At 71.7% G+C, this 17,268-nt stretch carries 15 protein-coding genes; 7 read left to right on the top strand and 8 right to left on the bottom strand.

The genetic code is table 11. The features are described from left to right. Nucleotides 1-172 precede the first annotated feature (172 nt). Complete coding sequence (locus WME97_RS24185; protein WP_012237037.1) at nt 173-1,474, top strand: sigma 54-interacting transcriptional regulator; 1,302 nt, start codon at nt 173-175, stop codon at nt 1,472-1,474. Between the two features lie 48 nt (nt 1,475-1,522). Here the strand turns inward: WME97_RS24185 and WME97_RS24180 are convergent, their stop codons facing one another. The 3 genes from WME97_RS24180 to WME97_RS24170 all read right to left on the bottom strand — a co-directional run bounded on the left by WME97_RS24180 (nt 1,523) and on the right by WME97_RS24170 (nt 4,549). Then, a complete protein-coding gene (locus WME97_RS24180) occupies nt 1,523-2,206 on the bottom strand; it encodes a hypothetical protein (protein WP_437555101.1) in 684 nt (227 codons plus the stop codon). A gap of 68 nt (nt 2,207-2,274) precedes the next feature. Next, nucleotides 2,275-3,423 (bottom strand): GNAT family N-acetyltransferase, encoded by a 1,149-nt coding sequence (locus WME97_RS24175; protein ID WP_437555100.1) that lies wholly within the window; start codon nt 3,421-3,423, stop codon nt 2,275-2,277. Beyond that, nucleotides 3,413-4,549 (bottom strand): quinone-dependent dihydroorotate dehydrogenase, encoded by a 1,137-nt coding sequence (locus WME97_RS24170; RefSeq protein ID WP_437555099.1) that lies wholly within the window; start codon nt 4,547-4,549, stop codon nt 3,413-3,415. The genes WME97_RS24175 and WME97_RS24170 overlap by 11 nt, the downstream gene beginning before the upstream one ends. 287 nt (nt 4,550-4,836) lie before the next feature. Between WME97_RS24170 and WME97_RS24165 the strand changes: the two genes are divergently transcribed. Continuing rightward, entirely contained in the window at nt 4,837-6,129 is a 1,293-nt protein-coding gene (locus WME97_RS24165) for a M18 family aminopeptidase (protein WP_437555484.1), read from the top strand. Nucleotides 6,130-6,291: 162 nt separating this feature from the next. Here the strand turns inward: WME97_RS24165 and WME97_RS24160 are convergent, their stop codons facing one another. Further along, nucleotides 6,292-7,344: an agmatinase family protein gene (locus tag WME97_RS24160; RefSeq protein WP_437555098.1), complete on the bottom strand. Its 1,053-nt coding sequence runs from the start codon at nt 7,342-7,344 to the stop codon at nt 6,292-6,294. 479 nt (nt 7,345-7,823) lie between these two features. Between WME97_RS24160 and WME97_RS24155 the strand changes: the two genes are divergently transcribed. Then, the gene (locus WME97_RS24155; protein WP_437555097.1) at nt 7,824-8,768 is read left to right on the top strand and encodes a fatty acid desaturase family protein; all 945 of its coding nucleotides are present in this window, start codon (nt 7,824-7,826) and stop codon (nt 8,766-8,768) included. 238 nt (nt 8,769-9,006) lie between these two features. Here the strand turns inward: WME97_RS24155 and WME97_RS24150 are convergent, their stop codons facing one another. Together WME97_RS24150 and serC are read right to left on the bottom strand one after the other, a co-directional pair. Then, nucleotides 9,007-9,327 (bottom strand): KGG domain-containing protein, encoded by a 321-nt coding sequence (locus tag WME97_RS24150; protein ID WP_044965509.1) that lies wholly within the window; start codon nt 9,325-9,327, stop codon nt 9,007-9,009. A 583-nt stretch (nt 9,328-9,910) separates the two neighbouring features. After that, nucleotides 9,911-10,996, bottom strand: coding sequence for a 3-phosphoserine/phosphohydroxythreonine transaminase (serC, locus tag WME97_RS24145; RefSeq protein ID WP_437555096.1), 1,086 nt, complete (start codon nt 10,994-10,996; stop codon nt 9,911-9,913). Nucleotides 10,997-11,189: 193 nt separating this feature from the next. On the opposite strand from serC, the gene WME97_RS24140 reads away from it, so the two are divergent. After that, nucleotides 11,190-12,164: a ferritin-like domain-containing protein gene (locus tag WME97_RS24140; RefSeq protein ID WP_437555095.1), complete on the top strand. Its 975-nt coding sequence runs from the start codon at nt 11,190-11,192 to the stop codon at nt 12,162-12,164. Nucleotides 12,165-12,178: 14 nt separating this feature from the next. Then, the gene (locus WME97_RS24135) at nt 12,179-13,354 is read left to right on the top strand and encodes a 1-aminocyclopropane-1-carboxylate deaminase/D-cysteine desulfhydrase (protein ID WP_437555094.1); all 1,176 of its coding nucleotides are present in this window, start codon (nt 12,179-12,181) and stop codon (nt 13,352-13,354) included. A 36-nt stretch (nt 13,355-13,390) separates the two neighbouring features. Here the strand turns inward: WME97_RS24135 and WME97_RS24130 are convergent, their stop codons facing one another. Continuing rightward, the gene (locus WME97_RS24130; protein WP_437555093.1) at nt 13,391-14,020 is read right to left on the bottom strand and encodes a hypothetical protein; all 630 of its coding nucleotides are present in this window, start codon (nt 14,018-14,020) and stop codon (nt 13,391-13,393) included. A 158-nt stretch (nt 14,021-14,178) separates the two neighbouring features. On the opposite strand from WME97_RS24130, the gene WME97_RS24125 reads away from it, so the two are divergent. Next, nucleotides 14,179-15,390, top strand: a complete 1,212-nt coding sequence (locus WME97_RS24125; RefSeq protein WP_437555092.1) for a hypothetical protein — start codon at nt 14,179-14,181, stop codon at nt 15,388-15,390. A gap of 63 nt (nt 15,391-15,453) precedes the next feature. Here the strand turns inward: WME97_RS24125 and WME97_RS24120 are convergent, their stop codons facing one another. Further along, nucleotides 15,454-16,506 (bottom strand): rhomboid family intramembrane serine protease, encoded by a 1,053-nt coding sequence (locus tag WME97_RS24120; RefSeq protein ID WP_437555091.1) that lies wholly within the window; start codon nt 16,504-16,506, stop codon nt 15,454-15,456. A 227-nt stretch (nt 16,507-16,733) separates the two neighbouring features. On the opposite strand from WME97_RS24120, the gene apaG reads away from it, so the two are divergent. Continuing rightward, complete coding sequence (gene apaG / locus WME97_RS24115) at nt 16,734-17,117, top strand: Co2+/Mg2+ efflux protein ApaG (RefSeq protein ID WP_044965505.1); 384 nt, start codon at nt 16,734-16,736, stop codon at nt 17,115-17,117. Nucleotides 17,118-17,268 lie beyond the last annotated feature (151 nt).

The raw sequence follows: 17,268 nt of genomic DNA, 5'->3' as shown, positions 1-17,268 counted from the left end.
ATTTCTCTTCGATCACGTCAGTTCCTCTAGTGGTCGTGAAGTTTTTCGACGGGAGGCTGTGGCTCCTCCGGAAGCCACGTACCCGGTGCGCCCAGGTGGGCGCTCCCGCCCGTGGGCGCGCGGGGCGTGCGTGGATGTGGTCAAGACCAGGGAAATCGAATAACCGTTGGATATGAGCTCGACGAGGGATGCGACCCGCGCTCGCGCGGTTCAGTGGTTTGTTCGCGGCGGCACGCTGCGCTCGGCGGGCCGGGATCCCGTCAAGATCGGCATCGCGCCGATCGTGGTGGGGCGCGATCCGAGCTGCGGTGTGGTGGTCGACGATCCGGAGGTCAGCTCGACGCATTGCGATCTTCGCGCGGAGGGGCCGGGCGTGCTCGTCCGCGATCTCGGCAGCAAGAATGGGACGTTCGTGTCGACGGTCCGCATCCGCGAGGCGATCTTGACGGCCGCGTGCGCCATCCAGGTCGGCGGCTCGGTGCTGAGCTTCGAGCCGCTCGACAAGGAGCGCGTCGACGTCGGCTTCGACGAGAGCTTCGGCCCGCTGATCGGCGCCTCGCCGCGGATGCGCCACCTGTTCCGCCTGCTGCGCGAGGTGGCCTCGACGGAGCTCTCGCTGCTGATCACCGGGGAGACGGGCACGGGCAAGGAGCTCGCGGCGCAGGCCATCCATGACGTCTCGAGCCGGCGCGGCGGCCCGTTCGTCGTCGTCGACTGCGCCTCGCTGCCGGGCGCGCTCGCCGAGAGCTTCCTCTTCGGGCACGAGCGCGGCGCCTTCCCCGGGGCGAACGAGCGGAGGAGCGGCGCCTTCCACGAGGCGAACGGCGGGACGATCTTCCTCGACGAGCTGGGCGAGCTGCCGCCCGATCTCCAGCCGAAGCTGCTGCGCGCGCTCACCGAGCAGAAGGTGAAGCGCGTCGGGTCACGGATCTACGAGCCCGTCGACGTGCGGATCATCGCGGCGACGCGCCGCGACCTCGGCCGCAGCATGAACACCGGGCGCTTCCGGAGCGATCTCTTCTTCCGGATCGCCCAGATGCGCATCGAGCTGCCGCCGCTCCGCGAGCGGCGGGAGGACATCCCGCTGCTCGTCGAGCGCGTCTGCGAGCGCCTGGGGTGCCCCGAGCGCGCCGTGGAGATGGTCAATCTCATCACCACGACGCTCGGCCAGCACGATTTCCCTGGCAACGTCCGGGAGCTCATGAACGTCACCAGCGTGGCCGCGAGCCTGCCGCCCGGGGCCGAGGCGATCGCCTCGATCCTGCCGCTGGAGGGCGGCGGCGACGTGGTCGTCCCGACGTCGGCGTTCGGCGAGGCGAAGCGGAGCGCCGTCGCGGCGTTCGAGCAGCGTTACTTCAGCGAGCTGATCCGGGCGACGGGCGGCAACGTCAGCGAGATGGCGCGCCGCGCGGGCATGGAGCGCCACCACGTGCGGATGTTCTTGAGGAAGCACGGGCTCACCGCGAAGCAGTGAGGGCCCCGAGCGGCGAGGGCGCGGATCGGCGAGGGCGCCGAGCGTGTCCTAGGCGCCGCCTGCGCCGCCGCCGCCGCCCGCGCCGCCGCTGCCGGTCGGGTCGCCGCCCGCGCCGCCGTTGCCGCTCGGGTCGCCGCCCGCGCCGCCGCCGCCGGTCGGGTCGCCGCCCGCGCCGCTGCTCGTCGTGGCCGCTGCCGTGGTCGTGGCCGGGTTCCCGCCGCAGCGCTCCACGCCGCTGCAATCCGCGCAGGAGCACCCCTCGAAGTACTCCGCGCACGAGCCGTTGTCCGTGCAGTGATCCGTGCACCGCGGGGTGCTCGTGCAGTCGGGGCAGGTGCAATCCTCGTTGGCGTTGCACCCCTCGTTGTCGTTGCACCCGCGCCTCGGGCTGCACTCCGCGACGGTGCCCGCGCAGTCCTGGCAGGTGCAATCCTCGCCGTCGGGGGCGTCTGGCCGCATGTCGCAGGCGCCGTCGTCGTTGCAGCGGCCGAGGCAGCTCGCCGTGTCGGAGCAGTCGGGGCAGCTGCAGCTCTCGGGGACCTGGGCGAGGATCGTACACCGCCCATCCGGGCTGCCGCCGAAGCAGCCGAAGCCGAGCGAGCCGCCGGCGCCGGCGACCGTGGCTGCCGCCGTGGTCGAGGTCGTGTCGGTCGCTTCATTGCTCGAGCAGCCGCCGCTCGCGGCGAGCCCGAAGACGATGGAGGAGGCGAGGAGTGCAAGAAAGGCGCGCATGTCTGGCAGCATCCCTCTCCAGCGCGCGTCACGTCAACACCGCACGTCGCGCTGCGCCAGGAAGGCGCTCAGCGGAATGCCACGCTCCTGTCCGCCGTCTTCGCGCGGACGGCCGCGCGCTCGCGCGCGAGGAACTCGCGCACCGCGGCGTCCAGGCGTGGATGCGCGATGTGGTGCGCGCTGTGGGTGACGCTCGGTGCGAAGCCGCGAACGAGCTTGTGCGACCCTCCTGCGCCCGGCTCGAAGCGGCGCAGTCCCCGGGCGATGCAGTCCTCGACCGGGTGATAATAGCAGACGTTGAAATGCAGGAACGGGCGCTCCTCCGACGCGCCCCAGTAACGGCCGTAGAGCGTCGTGGGCCCGGCCAGATTGAGCGCGCCCGCGATGGGGCGTTTGCCTTCCCGCGCCAGGACGATCTCGACGCCTCCCTGCGCCCCGCCGCCGCGCAGCCGGGCCGCGATCTCCTCGAAGAAGGCGCGGTTCAGGTACTGCCGGCCCCAGGCGAACTTCTCCACGGTGGAGACGTAGAAGCCGAACATGGCATCGACGATCTCCGGCGTGATCTCCGCGCCGCGCAGCGTGTCGATCGACAGCCCCTGCCTCGTGGACTCGCGCATTTCGCGCCGGATCTGGTGCCGCCGCTTCGCGTTGAAGCGCGCGAGGAAGTCGTCGAGCGTTTGATACCCCTCGTTCTCGAACTGGAACTGGACGCCGCAGCGGTGCGCCATGGCGGCGTCGGAGAGGGCGGCGGCCTCGTCCTCGGTCGGGAACAGGACGTGGGCGCTCGAGATGCGGCTCCGCGCCACCAGCTTGCGGAGCGTCTCGGCGAGGACGGGCAGCAGCGCCGGGCGGTCCTCCGGCCGCCGCACGAGCAGCCGCGGCGTCGTCGCGGGCGTGAACGGCACCGCGACGACGAGCTTCGGGTAGTACGGCGCGCCGATCTGGTGGGACGCAGAGGCCCAGCCGTGGTCGAAGACGAACTCTCCCTCGCTGTTGTCCTTGAGGTAGGCGGGCGCCGCGGCGAGCAGCGCCCCCTCGGCCCGGAGCGTGATGTGGTGGGGCAGCCAGCCCGCCGCCTCGCCCACGCACCCCGTCCGCTCGAGCGCGTCGAACCACGCCCAGGTGAGGAACGGCGCCTCACTCACCCCGTCGAGCGCGTTCCACTCGCTCTCCGGGATGTCGCGGATCGTGTCGTGGACGTGCGCTTCAAGCTCCATGGCCGATCATAGCAGCGCGCGTCGCGCCGCCTGGTCGGCTCACGAGGTCCTGGATCGACCGCGCGCCGGAGCGGGCCACGAGGTCCGAGAGCCCGCGCGCGATCGCGGCGGGGAGCAGCGGGCCGCCGTAGATGAAGCCGGTATAGATCTGCACGAGGTCGGCGCCCGCCTGGAGCTGGTCCATCGCGTGCTCCGCCGACTCGATGCCCCCGGCGCCGATCACCGTGACGTTGCTCCCGAGGCGCGCGCGGATGCGCCGCACCATCGCGAGCGAGCGCTGCCGGAGGGGCGGCCCGCTCAGCCCGCCCGCGCCCATCGCCTCGACGGCCTCCGGGCTCGTCGCGAGCCCGTCGCGCCGCACGGTCGTGTTGGTCGCGATGACGCCGGCGAGGCCGACCTCCTCGACCACGGCGAGCAGCGCCTCGAGCTCCTCGTCGCCGAGGTCCGGGGCGACCTTGATGAGCAGCGGCAGCGGCGCCCCGGCGGCGCGGTTCTCCCGCGCGATCGCGGAGAGCAGCGCCCGCGCGATCGCCGGGCCCTGCATCGCGCGGAGGTCCTTCGTGTTCGGCGACGACACGTTGATCACGACGAAGTCGGCCGCGCGCCGCGCCTCCCGGAAGCTCGCGAGGTAGTCGTCGATCGCGGGCTCGATGGGATCGAGCGGCGCGACCCTGGACTTGCCGATCGAGATGCCCACCGGCACGCCCACGGCCGCCGCGCCGCCGCGGCCGAGCAGGCGCTCCGTGACGCGGGCCGCGCCCTGGTTCGGGAACCCGAGCCGGTTGATGAGCGCCCGGTCGGCCGGCAGCCGGAAGAGGTTCGGCGACGGGTTCGCGGCCTGGGGCTGCGCTGTGACGGTGCCGAGCTCGACGAAGCCGAACCCGAGGGCGGCGAGCGCGCGGGCCCGGCGGGCGTCCTTGTCGAAGCCGCCCGCCACGCCGAGCGGGGAAGGGAAGTCGAGCCCCATGGTGCGCACCGCGATGCGCCCATCCCGGGGCGCGAGGCGGGCGTGCACGAGGGCGCGGAGCGGCGCTGCGTGCTCGAGCGGGGCGAGCGCGAGCATGCCGAGCTCGTGCGCAAGGCTGGGCGGCAGCGCGAAGAGGAGCGGTCGGACGAGGCGGTACATCGGGGCGCGTCTCCGTTGCGGGTTGCGGCGCGCGGCGTCGGAGGAGGTCCTGCGAGCGGCGCGGTGGTGGCGGATACCATGGCGCACCGGCCGCGTGGGCCGCCATCTCGGCGTTGGCGAGCGCGCGCCTCCGCGCGCATGGAGGCGCGCGCCGGCGCGCCGGGCGAGGCTCGGCGGCTCTGCTAGACTCCGCGCCCTCCATGACGCCCCCCGAGATCCTCGATCGCGCAGGCGATCTCAGGCCACTGACCGACCTTGGCGAGCGCTTCGCGAGGAGCGCGGACGAGATGGCGGCGCTGCGCGAGCGCGGCGTCGCGGCCGCCCGCGACCTCTGCGCCTTCATCGATCGCTCGCCGACGCCGTACCACGCCGTGCGCGAGGTCGCCTCGCGGCTCGTGGCGGCCGGCTTCTCGGAGCTCGGGGAGCGCGACGCGTGGGCTGTCGCGCCGGGCGATCGCCGCTTCGTCATCCGGGGCGGGTCGACGATCGTCGCGTTCGTGGCCGGGGCCGAGCACCCGGCGCTCGGCGGCTTTCGCGTCCTCGGCGCGCACACCGACTCGCCGAACCTCCGGGTGAAGCCGAGCGCCGAGCTCTCGCGGAGCGGCTACCAGCAGCTCGGGGTCGAGGTCTACGGCGGCGTCCTGTACTCGACCTGGCTCGACCGCGATCTCAGCGTGGCTGGCCGCGTCCACGTGCGCAGGGACGGGCGGATCGAGCGCCTCCTCGTCGACCTGGGCCGCCCGGTCGCCCGCGTCCCGAACCTCGCGATCCATCTGAGCCGCGGGGTCAACTCGGAGGGGCTCGTGCTGAACGCGCAGAAGCACCTCGTCCCCGTGATTGGCCTCGGCAAGGAGGCCGATCTCAACGCCCTGCTCGCGCGCGCGGTCGACGCGCCGCGCGACGCCATCCTCGGCTTCGATCTCTGCCTGTACGACACGCTCAAGGCGTCGCTCGGCGGCCTCTCCGACGAGTTCATCTTCGCGTCCCGCCTGGACAACCTCGCGAGCTGTCACGCCGCGACGGCCGCGCTGATCGGCGCCGCTCCCTCCGCGGCGACGCGGGTCATCGCGCTCTACGACCACGAGGAGTGCGGCAGCCGGAGCGCCGTGGGGGCGGCGGGGAGCGTGCTCCGCGACGTGCTCGCGCGGATCGTCGACGTCTTCCCGGGGCGCGAGCCGCAGGCGTTCGCCCGCGCGATGGCCGGGTCGCTGCTCGTCTCGGCGGACATGGCCCACGCGGTGCACCCGAACTATGCCGATCAGCACGAGCCGCGCCACGCCCCGCAGATCAACCGCGGGCTCGTGATCAAGTCGAACGTGAACCAGTCCTATGCGACCGACGGCGCGACGGCCGCCGCGCTCGAGGCGCTCTGTCACGACGTGGGCTACGCCCCCCAGCGCTTCGTCGTGCGCAGCGATCTCCCCTGCGGCAGCACGATCGGCCCGATCACGGCGGCCTCGCTCGGCATCGCCACGGTCGACGTCGGCGCGCCGATGCTCAGCATGCACTCCTGCCGCGAGATGGCCGGCACGCTCGACGTCCACCTCTCGATCGAGACCTACCGCCGCGCGCTTTCTTGAGGCGGGCACCCGCGGCGGATACGGGCCCACCTCGGCGTTTTCGGTGCTCAGCGTACGAGAGTACGCTTCCGCGCCGAAAACGCCGATCTGGGCCCGTCTCCTGTGCGGGTGCCCGCCGCGATCGCCTCGTTGGGGGAGAGTGCGCGCGACGCGCTCGCTGCGCTAGCGACTGCGGGTGTCGTGGGAGAGGAGGGTGAAGCCGATGAGCTTGTACAGGAGGCGGGCGCCGACGTTGCCGTCCCAGTCGTCGGCGTCGTCCTTGGGCGCGACCTCGTTCAGGTCGAAGCCGACGATGCGCCGGCCGCTCTTCTGGATGCGGCCGATCAGGGCGACGGCTTGCTGGAACGTCAGCCCGCCGGGGACAGGCGTGCCGGTGCTCGGACACAGCGTCGGATCGAGGCCGTCAATATCGAAGCTCACATAGACGTCGTCGGGGAGATCCTCCACGATCGAGTCGGCGATCAGGTGGAACGGCTCCCCCTCGAAGAGCCGATCGGCGATCGACGCGTCGATGTGGGCGACGATGCGCCCGTTCGACTCCCGGATGAACCGGAGCTCGTCTTCGCTCATGTCGCGCAGCCCGACCTGGACGATCCGCGGGATCTTCGGGTGGTTCGTCGCGACGTTGTGCATGATCGAAGCGTGGGAGTCGGTGAATCCCTCGTACGCGTTGCGGAGATCGGCGTGCGCGTCGATGTGCAGGATCCCCATTCCCGGGTAACGCGCGGCGTGCGCCGCGATCGCGCCGTAGGGGGCGGAGTGATCTCCGCCGATGACGCCGACGAGCTTGCCCCGCTCCATCCATCGCATGGCGATCTCCGTGACGCGCTCGTTCAGCCGCCGGGAGAGCGCGTTGACCGCCGCGAGGCGCGCCTCCAGGTCCCGGTCGCCAGCGACCTCCCCGTGCGCCGCGATCACCGGCTCAGCCGCGGCGCACGCCTCCGCGTTCCAGCGCACGATGTCCGGATCGACGTCGAGCATCGCGATGCCCTGCTCGTACGGTCTGCCCGTGTGCAGGTCGAAGAGGTCGACCTGCCGGCTGGCCCGCAGGATCGCCCCCGGGCCCTTGGCGGCGCCGCGGCGGTAGGACACCGTCGGCTCCCACGGCACCGGGATGAGGACCACCCGGGCGTCCTCAGCAGTGTGTGGCAGCCCGTAAATCCCGTTTCCGATGGCGGGACCGTTCGGATCGAAGCCGAGAGGGGATGAGCTCACGCGGCCACGTTGGCGGTTCGCGACCAGGTCGTCAAGCGCGAGCCGCCTCCGGCCCAGCGCACGCCGGAGCGCGCCAGCGCACGCCGGAGCGCGCCGGAGTGCTCCGCCGCACGCGCCGCCGAGCACCGGCGGAGCGGCTTCCTCACCGGCACACCGGCGCAGCGGCTCCCTCACCGGCACACCGGCGGAGCGGCTTCCTCGCCGGCACACCGGCGCAGCGGCTCCCACGCCTGAATACCGGCGCGAGGTGCGTAGAGACGATCGCACCGAGCGCGAGACATCGGCGTGAAACACGGATGTCGGGTGGGGATGGCGCGGAGCGCTCGTCGGAATGCAACTTCGAGCTTCCAGCTGCGACGAAATGCGCTAGGAAGAGCGCCGAGAAGATGGGCCGCTGCGCCCGTCCGGGCCGGCCAGCGCTGCTCGGCGCTGCCGGTCGGTTCGGCGCGTGGTCCTGGTAGTAGCAGCGAAGAACAGCCATGCTCCGGTACCGCGCCGATATCAAGACACTCCTCTTCGTCGCGACGTACTTCGTGCTCGTGGCGGTGCAATGGGTCTACGCGCCGCGCGCGCTATGGCTCGCGATTCCGCTCCTCGCCACGACGTGCGTGTTCTCGTTCCTCGGAGCGGTCGCGACCCACAACGCGGTCCATTGCCCCGTGTTCCGGCGGCGATGGATGAACCGCGCGTTCCAGGTCGTGCTGACGCTCACCTACGGGCACCCCGTCAGCGCCTACGTCCCGGGCCACAACCTCAGCCATCACAAGTACACGCAGTCCCGGCGTGACGTGATGCGGACGACGAAGGTGCGCTATCGGTGGAACCTGCTGAACGGCCTCTTCTTCATGAGCCGCGTGGTCCGGGACATCCTGCCCGCCGACATGCGCTACTTCAAGGCGATGTACCGGCGGAACCCGCCGTGGTTCCGTCAGATGCTCCTCGAGTCGGCGGTGTTCCTCGGCGCGATGGGGGCCCTGCTCGCGCTCGACTGGCAGAAGTTCCTCCTCTACGTCCTGATCCCGCACCAGTACGCCGCGTGGGGGATCGTGACCATGAACTACCTCCAGCACGACGGCTGCGACGAGGACAGCGAGTACAACCACTCGCGCAACTTCGTCGGCCGGCTGGTCAACTGGTGGACGTACAACAACGGCTTCCACTCCATCCATCACATGGAGCCCGGCCTCCACTGGAGCCTCCTGCCGGCCGCGCACGCGAGGCGCGTGGCGCCCTTCATCCACCCGGGCCTCGACCAGCCTTCGCTCCTCGCCTACCTCTTCCGCAGCTTCGTCTGGCCTGGCAAGCGCCTGCGCTACGACGGCGCCCCGGTCGTGCTCCCGCCGGAGCAGCCCGACGAGGAATGGATCCCTGGCCCGAAGGAGACGCCCAGCGACGTCTCCCTGGGCGCGATCGCGCCCGGCTGACCCGCCAGCTCCTGCCCCGCGCTGGAGGCTCGGCGCCGCCCTCCTGGGGCGGCGCGCCGAGCGTCTGACCGAGATGTGCGGGGGCGGCCACGCCGGCGTGGCGCGCGCGGTCCTGTGGCGCCTGGAGACCTCCCGAGAGGCACCTCGCGGCGACGACCGGGAGGCCAGGGTCGTCGCCGTCGCGTGGGGTAGGGGGCTGGCCCGGCGCCGGGGGCGCCGGGCCCTGCGCGTCCCCCGGTCAGCGCGGCTGATTCTCCCGCGGCTGGTCTCCCCGCGACTCGCCGCCACGACGGCCAATCTCGGCCATGTGCTGGCGATCGCCGCTCACGGCCTCGCCGCCTTTGCGGCCGATCTCGGCCATGTGGGCCCGGTCCTGGCTCACGCGCTCGCCGCCACGGCGCCCGATCTCGGCCATGTGCTTGCGGTTCTGACTGACGACCTCGCCGCCCTTCTTGCCGGCGGCGCGCGCCTCGTCGCGCGTGAACTCGTGCGCCGTGCCCTTCTCGTGGGCTGCCTTCCCGCCCTTGCTGGCGATCTTGCGCTGACGGTCCTCGTCCATGGCGGCGAAGCCACGCTGCTGCCGCTCGTTGGCAGCCCGCTGCGACGCTGACGAAGGCGGGGGTTCGCTCGGCGAGGCCCCTCTCTCCTCCTGGCCCTCCTCACTCCTGGAAATCATACGATCATCCATGCTCGCCATCATCCTCTCCTTACGGTTGGCTCGCTCGATTCAGGTCTCCGAACGGGGCCTGCGAGCCGGTAAAGGACGGCGTTCCCCCCGTCCCCTCCCGGGCCGGTCGAGACCGGCGATGGCCGCTCTCTCCCGGTGCTGGTCAGGGAGCGGCGTTCGCCGTCCCCTTCCGGCGTTGGTCGGGGAGCGGCGTTCGCCGTCCTCTTCCAGCGCTGGTCGGGGAACGGCGTTCGCCGTCCCCTCCCGGTGCTGGTCGGGGAGCGGCGTTCACCGCCTCCCTCCCAGCTGCGGAAAGGCCGACAGACCCTTTCCGCGAAGGCCTGTTGTGCCGGGCGGAACAACGTCAAGCGGGCTGAAGGTTGGGACGCGACGAATTAGGGGGAGGTTCACCGAGCGTGTTTTGGAAACAGCGGCGAACCTGGAAATACCGAGAACGTCGTGCTCCCGCCGCGAGTCAACCCCTCTTGGCGAAATCCCGCATGAACGCCGTGAGGCGCTCTACCGATGCAACGGGTACTGCGTTGTAGATCGAAACCCGGATACCCCCGGTCGACCTGTGTCCGGCGAGCCCCACCATACCCTCCTTTGCGGCCTCGGCGACGAAGCGTTTTTCCATCTCCTCGCTGGCCAGCCGGAACACCACGTTCATGAACGAGCGGCTCTCCTTCTCGACAGGCGCCCGGAACACGTCCGGGTGCGCGTCGATGGTTTCGTACAGCAGCTCACCCTTCTTGCGATTCCGTCGCTCGACCTCCTCGAGCCCACCGATCTCAAGCGTATACGCGAGCACGTTGCGCATGAGGTAGATTGCGAATGTCGGAGGTGTGTTGTAGAGCGAGTTGTTGGCAGCGTAAGTGGCATAACGGAAAATGACGGGAATGTCTTTTCGCGCGCTGTCAACGAGATCCTTGCGAACGAGCACGACCGTGATCCCGCTCGGACCGATGTTCTTCTGGGCACCGGCGTAAACCAGGGCAAACCTGGAGATATCCATCTTCCGCCACAGGATGTCGGACGACATATCCGCGACGAGCGGCACATCGCCCGTATCGGGCAGCCAGTGCCACTGCGTGCCGAACAGCGTGTTGTTCGTCGTCATGTGGACGTAGGCGGCGTTCGGATCGAGCGAGAGCTCTCCCTGGTGGGGGATGCGGGTGTACCGCTTGTCGACGGCGGTGCTCCCGGCCACGCGCACCGTCCCCACGCGCTTCGCCTCCTCCAGGGCCTTCTCCGACCAGCCGCCGGTCAGGATGTAGTCGGCGCTCCTGCCGGGCGGCAGGAGGTTCATCGGCACGACCGCGAACTGCATGGCCGCGCCGCCCTGCATGAACAGCACGTGGTAGTCGTCCGACAGGCCGAGCAGCTGCCGGAGCAGCGAGATCGCCTCGTTGTGCACCGCCTCGAACGCCTTGCCGCGGTGGCTGTGCTCCATGATCGACATGCCCGTCCCCTCGAAATCGAGGAGCTCGCGCTGCGCGCGCTCGAGGGCGGGGAGGGGGAGCCCGGCAGGGCCGGCGTTGAAGTTGTGGACACGCGCCATGGTGCTTCTCCTGAGGTTCAAGTCGGCGGTTCCTGATGCCGCCGTGTCGGCCGTATACCACGGGGGGCGCCGCCTCCGCCGGACGGGCCGAGCAGGAGCGCCGCCGCGGCGGATCGCGCCGCGCCGGGCCCTTCGCCTCGGACCTGCCGGCGGCCGCGATCTGGGCTAAATTCACCGCTCCGGAGGGCGAGTGATGCTGGTGACCCGCGAAGAGATGGCGTTCGATTTCCAGGGCGCCAAGCTCGATCCCGTCAAGGACAAGGACGTGATCGTCTGGGCCGTGCAGCAGTTCCTCTACGGGGAGATCACCGGCGTCCAGATAGGGCACTGGCTGTACAACGCCCCCGACCTGGAGTCCGCGCGCTTCCTCGCGCGCCAGGCCGTCGAGGAGTTCCAGCACGTCGGCAACTTCCTCCGCATCCTCGAGATCCTGGGCGCGCCGCCGGACAAGGCCGCCTGGAGCGTGCGCTTCCTCGCGACCGGGCTGATGGGCGGGGACTGGGCCGAGCACGTCGCCCTCGAGATGGCCCTGGGCGAGGGCCTCGTCCTCCAGGCCTTCTACGCGATGATCGAGACCGTGGATGAGCCGGAGATCGTCGCCATCCTGAAGCGCGGCGTGCGGCAGGAAGAGCGGCACGTCGACTTCGGCGAGCAGCAGACGAGGAAGGCCATCGCGGGCAGGCCGGCGCTCCGGAGGCGGCTCCTCGGCCTCGCGCTGGTGTCGCTCTGGGGCGTGTCGCGGCTCGAGGCATTCATGAAGAAGCGCCTGCCGATGGATCACCCGGCGCTCAAGCGCCTGCCCGATCTGGTGCGCCACACGGTGCGGATCGCGGAGCTCCGGCTCATGCGGATCGGCCTGACCGAGGCGCCGATCTCGTCGATGTCGGCCGGCCGCAAGCTCGCGCTGGTGGCGGAGGCGTACGGGGGCAAGCTCGCGCTCGGCCTCGCGTCGTGGGTGCTCTCGGTGCTGCTCTTCCCGCTCCGGCTGCTCGGCCTCGCGGGGCCGAAGCGGCTGACGGACACCTACCTGAGCGATCCCCTGGTCGCGCGCGGCGGCCGCCTCGGCGCTGGCGCGGAAGCCGGCACGGAAGACGACCCCGGCGACGCCGGTGAGCAGGCGGGCCCGGGCGGCAGGCAGGCGGGGCACGGCGCGGCGGCGCGCGCCTGAACGTGAGGTGGAGCGTGGCTGACGGCGAGGACGAGGAGCGAGCCTCCCGCGCCGGGGCGGCGGGCGCGGCGGGGCCTCCCGGGGGGCGCCCTGCCGCCTCGCCCGCGTTGCCCGCGTTGCCCGCGTCGCGGGAGCTTCCGCTCTTCGCCGAGCTGCCCGAGCTCTCGGGGCGGATCCCGTGGCGCCCCCTCGCGCACGCGCCGACGCCGGTCGTCCCGTGCGCCGCGATCGAGGGGTACCTCGGGCGCGGCGGCGTGTGGGTGAAGCGCGACGATCTGATCTCGCCGCTCTACGGCGGCAACAAGGTGCGTCGCTTCGAGTTCCTGCTCGCCGACGCGGAGCGGCGCGGGGCGAGGACGCTCGTCACCGTCGGCGGGCTGGCGTCGACGCAGGTCACCGCCACGGCCCTCTTCGGCCGCGCGCTCGGCTTCGCCGTCACCACGGTTCTGTTCGATCAGCCGATCACCCGGTTCGGCCGCGGCGCGCTCCTCGCCGACGCGGCCAGCGGCGCCGAGCTCGTCCATGGCGGCGGGTACGCGACCACCGCGGTCCGGGCGATCCGGGCGCTGCGGCGGGCCGACCGGCCGTATTTCATCCTGCCAGGCGCCTCGTCCGCGCTCCCGTGCCTCGGCTACGTCGACGCGATGCTCGAGCTTGCGGAGCAGGTCCAGCGCGGCGAGGCCCCCCGACCCGATCGCATCGTCGTCCCCTCGGGGACCGGCGGCACGCTGGCGGGGCTCACGCTGGGGGCCGCGGTGCTCGGCTGGCCGACCACGATCGTCGGCGTTCGCATCACCGAGCGCATCGCGTCGAACCGCGCCGTCGTCCGGTACGAGATCGGCAGCATGAAGCGCCTGCTCGCCCGGCGCGCGCCGCGCTTCACCCGGCGTCGGCTCCCGCCGGTCCGCTTCGAGATCGATCACCGCGCGATCGGCCCCGGCTACGGCATGCCGACCCCCGCGTCCATCGCCGCGATCCCCGAGGTCGAGCGGCTGATCGGCGTCCCGGGGGAGGTGACGTACAGCGCCAAGGCGCTCGCCGCGCTGCGCGGGATCGCGCAGGAGCGCCCGCGGGAGACGATCCTGCTCTGGCAGACGCTCTCGAGCGCGCGACCGCCGCTCGCGGAGGGCGGCGCGGCGGCGCTCCCGCCGGCGTTCGCGCGGTTCTTCGACGGGGAGATCGCGTACTGAGGGCGCGGCGCGCGGTCGACGCGCCGCGCTGCGGCGTCACTTCACGCGCAGGCTGTTCACGAGCTTGTCGAAGTCGGCGCGCGCCCCGGTGACCGTCTTCTCGGGGCCGGTCATCTTGAAGAACCAGGGATCGCCGGAGGGCGTCTCGACGATCGCGCCGAGGAGGGCGTAGTTCGGCTTCGGATCCGAGGCGGGCATGCCGGGCATCCCGGAGCCGGCGAACGTCCCCTTCACCTCGACGATGGTGACCTTGAGATCGCCGGCCTTGAGGTCGGTGCGCTTGGGCGAATCGTCGCTCTTCTGGGAGAACTGGCCGGCCCAGCGCGTGATGTTCGCGTCCACGCTGCCGCCCGCCTGGCTGACGCTGAGCTCGGCGTCCTCGGCGTCACCGGCGGCGCGCTTGATCTTGTACGTGGCCTTGCGCATCGAGTTGGGGTTCGGCGCGCTCTCGAAGCTCGCCGGGGCGTCCCACGCGAGCGCGCCGCCCGCCTGCTGGCCGCTGGCCGGCGCCGGCTTCGGAGCGGGCGCCGCCTCGGCGGGCGCGGCGGGCTTGCTGGTCGCCGGCGCCTCGGGCGCGGATGTGGCTGTCGGCTCGGGCGTCTTCGAGCACGCCGCGGCGAGCGCGGCGACGAGCGGCAAAACCATGGCGGAGCGGAGCTTGATCATCGTGGAGGCCTCGGCGGGGTTCGCGGCGACTGTAGTCGCCGTGTTCGCGGCCTCAAGCCGGATCGGACCGCGGGGAGCCCCCGGCGCGCTCTTGCTGGAGGCGTCCGGCGGGTCGTTCAGCCGCGCCCGTTGCCGTGATACCACCAAAATACAAATACATGGACCCCACCTTCCGGCGCGCGTTCAACGCTGCCTTCGGGCCGTCGACCTACGCGGACTACCTCGGCCGGCTCGAGCGGCGGCTCGGGTGCGCGATCCCGTTCCGCGTCGCCGAGACGCCGCTGTTCCTGCCCCACGGGCTGCGCGACGACCTCGAGCGCTCCGCGACGGAGATCGTGCGACAGATCTCGAGCCCCGCGCTCATCGCGCAGATGAAGCGCGCCATCCCTGCGCACCTCGACGTCCCGGGCATGGATCCGCTCCCCAACTGCGTGCAGGTCGACTTCGCGATCGTGCGCGGCCCAGACGGCGAGCTCACGGGCAAGGTGGTCGAGCTGCAGGCGTTCCCGTCGCTCTACGCGCTCATGCTCGTCCAGGTCGAGATCATGGCCGAGGTGCTCGCCGGGATGCCGGGCCTCGACCGGCGCTGGTCGTGCTGCTTCGGGGGCCGGAGCACCGCCGACGTCCTCGCGCAGCTCCGCCGCGCGATCCTCGCGGGAGAGCCCGAAGAGTCGGTGGTCCTGCTCGACCTCGCGCCGGAGAAGCAGAAGACCTACCCCGACTTCGTGGCCACGAAGCTCCTCGTCGGCGTCGACGCCGTCTGTCCGACGGCGCTCGTCCGGGAGGGGGACCGGCTGTTCCGCCGCGTGGGCGGGCGGCTCGTCCAGGTCCGCCGGCTGTACAACCGCGTCGTGTTCGACGAGCTCCAGTCGAAGCGGGTCGAGCTCCCGTTCCGGTACGGCGATCCGCTCGACGTCACGTGGTGCTCGCACCCGAACTGGTACTGGACCTGGTCGAAGTACACGCTGCCCTACATCGATCACCCCGCGCTCCCGCGGGCGCGGACGCTGAGCGCGCTGGAGGGCGCGCCGCTGGATCTCGAGCGTTACGTGCTCAAGCCGCTGTTCTCCTTCGCGGGCTCCGGGGTGAAGGTGGATGTCACGCCCGAGGACATCGCCGCGATCCCGGAGGGGGAGCGCTCGGGCTGGCTGCTCCAGGAGAAGGTCGCGTACGAGCCGGCGCTCGCGATGCCCGACGGGAACGGGGTGAAGGCCGAGGTGCGGATGATGTTCCTGCGCGCGCCGGACGAGCCCGAGCTCTCGCTCGTCCTCAACCTGGTGCGGCTCTCGCGCGGGAGGATGCTCGGCGTCGATCATAACCGCGACCTGACCTGGGTCGGCGGCACCGTGGGGATCTGGCCTGTCGACTGAGGTCGCGCTCAGGCGATGAGCGCGCGCGACGCGCCGAGGACGAGCGCCGCCGCGGTCGTGCGCTCAGGTGATGAGTGCGATCTGCCACGCGCCGAGGACGAGCGCCGCCGCGGTCGCGCCCAGCGCGACCTGGACGACGGGGCGCCGCGGCGCGGGCCGGTTGCGCAGCGACAGGCCGGCGACGACCCCGATCGCGGCGCCGCTGAGCAACCCGAAGGCGTGCGCGCCGAGGTCGGAGCGTGGGCTCGCGCCGAGGGCGCCGAGGAGGGCGAGGCCTCCCACGAGCGGCGCGACGAGGTGGAGGAGGTGGCGCTTCTCGCCGCTCTCCTTGTCGTGCGCGCGGTCGAGCATCAGCTGCGTGGCGGCGAGCAGCCCGATCGCGCCGAACACCGCCGTGGAGGCGCCGATCGAGGCGTGGTACTGGCCCATGCTCTGGTGCCAGAGCGCGTTCGCGAAGTTCCCGATCGCGCCCGACGCGACCACGGCGAGCGCTGCGCCGCCCGGCCCGAGGCGGCGCTGCACGGCGGACGCGAAGACCGTCCCGGAGATGACGTTGCCGAGCACGTGGGCCGAGTCGGCATGCAGCGTGAGCGCGGTGATGGCGCGCCACGGCTCTGGTCCCACGACAAGGTCGGCGACGGAGGCGCCGCGCTGGAACCAGCGTCCGCCGCCGCTCGCGGGCCCGGTGACGAGGAAGAAGAAGAGGGCGAGCGCGGCGAACGCGACGCCGGCGACCATGGACGGAGGGTGGCGCAGCCGCTCGCGCGGGCGGAGCGGGGGCCAGTTGCGGTTCTCCGCTTCGTACCGATCGATCGAGCCTGCGGCGAGGGCGTAGTCCTCGTCGCGCACGAGGAGCACCCAGCCTGCCGGCGTGTACCGCACGGCGTGCCAAAGCTCGCTCGACTGGAGGACGAGGGCCCACTCGCGGATCTTGCGCTCCGGCATGACGGGGCCGATGGCCGTGAGCCCGAGGCCGTGATTTTCCGCCTCTCCGGAGGTGGGATCGCCGTTCTGGATCATCGCCGCCCTCTCGCCGCGCCTCGGCGGCAGGATCGCGATCGGGACGAACGGCTCGCCAACTGCATCTCGAACACAGATACGGTTCTGTTCGCCCACGGCGGGTCCTCCACGGTTCGTCGACCCAAGGTTCACCGAAACGTGCGGATGAGGCCGGAAGCTGTCAACGCCGGGTCGCCGGGAGCCCGGCCGTCTCGTCGTCACACCGAGCCGCGGCGCTCCGAGCCGGTTGCCGCCTCATGTGCGCGCGCTGCGCGGCCGGGCCCTTGTGCGCGCTGCGCGGCCGGGCCCTTGTGCGCGCGCCGCAGCGGTGGCAGTGCGTGGTTGTGTCGACGGCCATCACGCAGGGCATCCGGGTCACCGTCTCGACGGTCTACGTCCCCACGCAGTCATCCCCGACGGAGCACCGCTACGTCTTTGCTTACACCGTGCGGATCGCGAACGAAGGCACCGAGCCTGCCCAGCTGAGGACGCGGCACTGGATCATCACGCACGGCAGCGGGAAGGTGGAGGAGGTGCGCGGCCCTGGCGTCGTCGGCCAGCAGCCCTCGCTCAAGCCAGGCGAGCATTTCGAGTACACGAGCGGCTGTGTGCTCGAGACCCCGCGCGGCACGATGCGCGGCACCTACCAGATGCACCGCCCTGACGGCCGCGTCTTCGACGCCGAGATCGCGTCGTTCACCCTGGCGATGCCGCACTCCCTGAACTGACCCCACCCCCGTTACCCCCCAACCCCCCTTGGAAGAGCCAGCAGGGAGGGGGTGCCCGTGCGTGCGGGCGGCGGGGTAGGGCCCCACGAACCCGAGCGCCGGCCCGCATCGCAGCCTATCGCTCTCGACCCACCTCTCCCGTACCCACGGC

Origin of the sequence: Sorangium sp. So ce367 (assembly GCF_051520455.1) — a bacterium.
In the GTDB taxonomy this organism is placed as follows: Bacteria; Myxococcota_A; Polyangia; order Polyangiales; family Polyangiaceae; genus Sorangium; species Sorangium cellulosum_B.
Note: the sequence above shows the minus strand (reverse complement) of the source record. Positions and strands in the feature narration are given on the sequence as shown.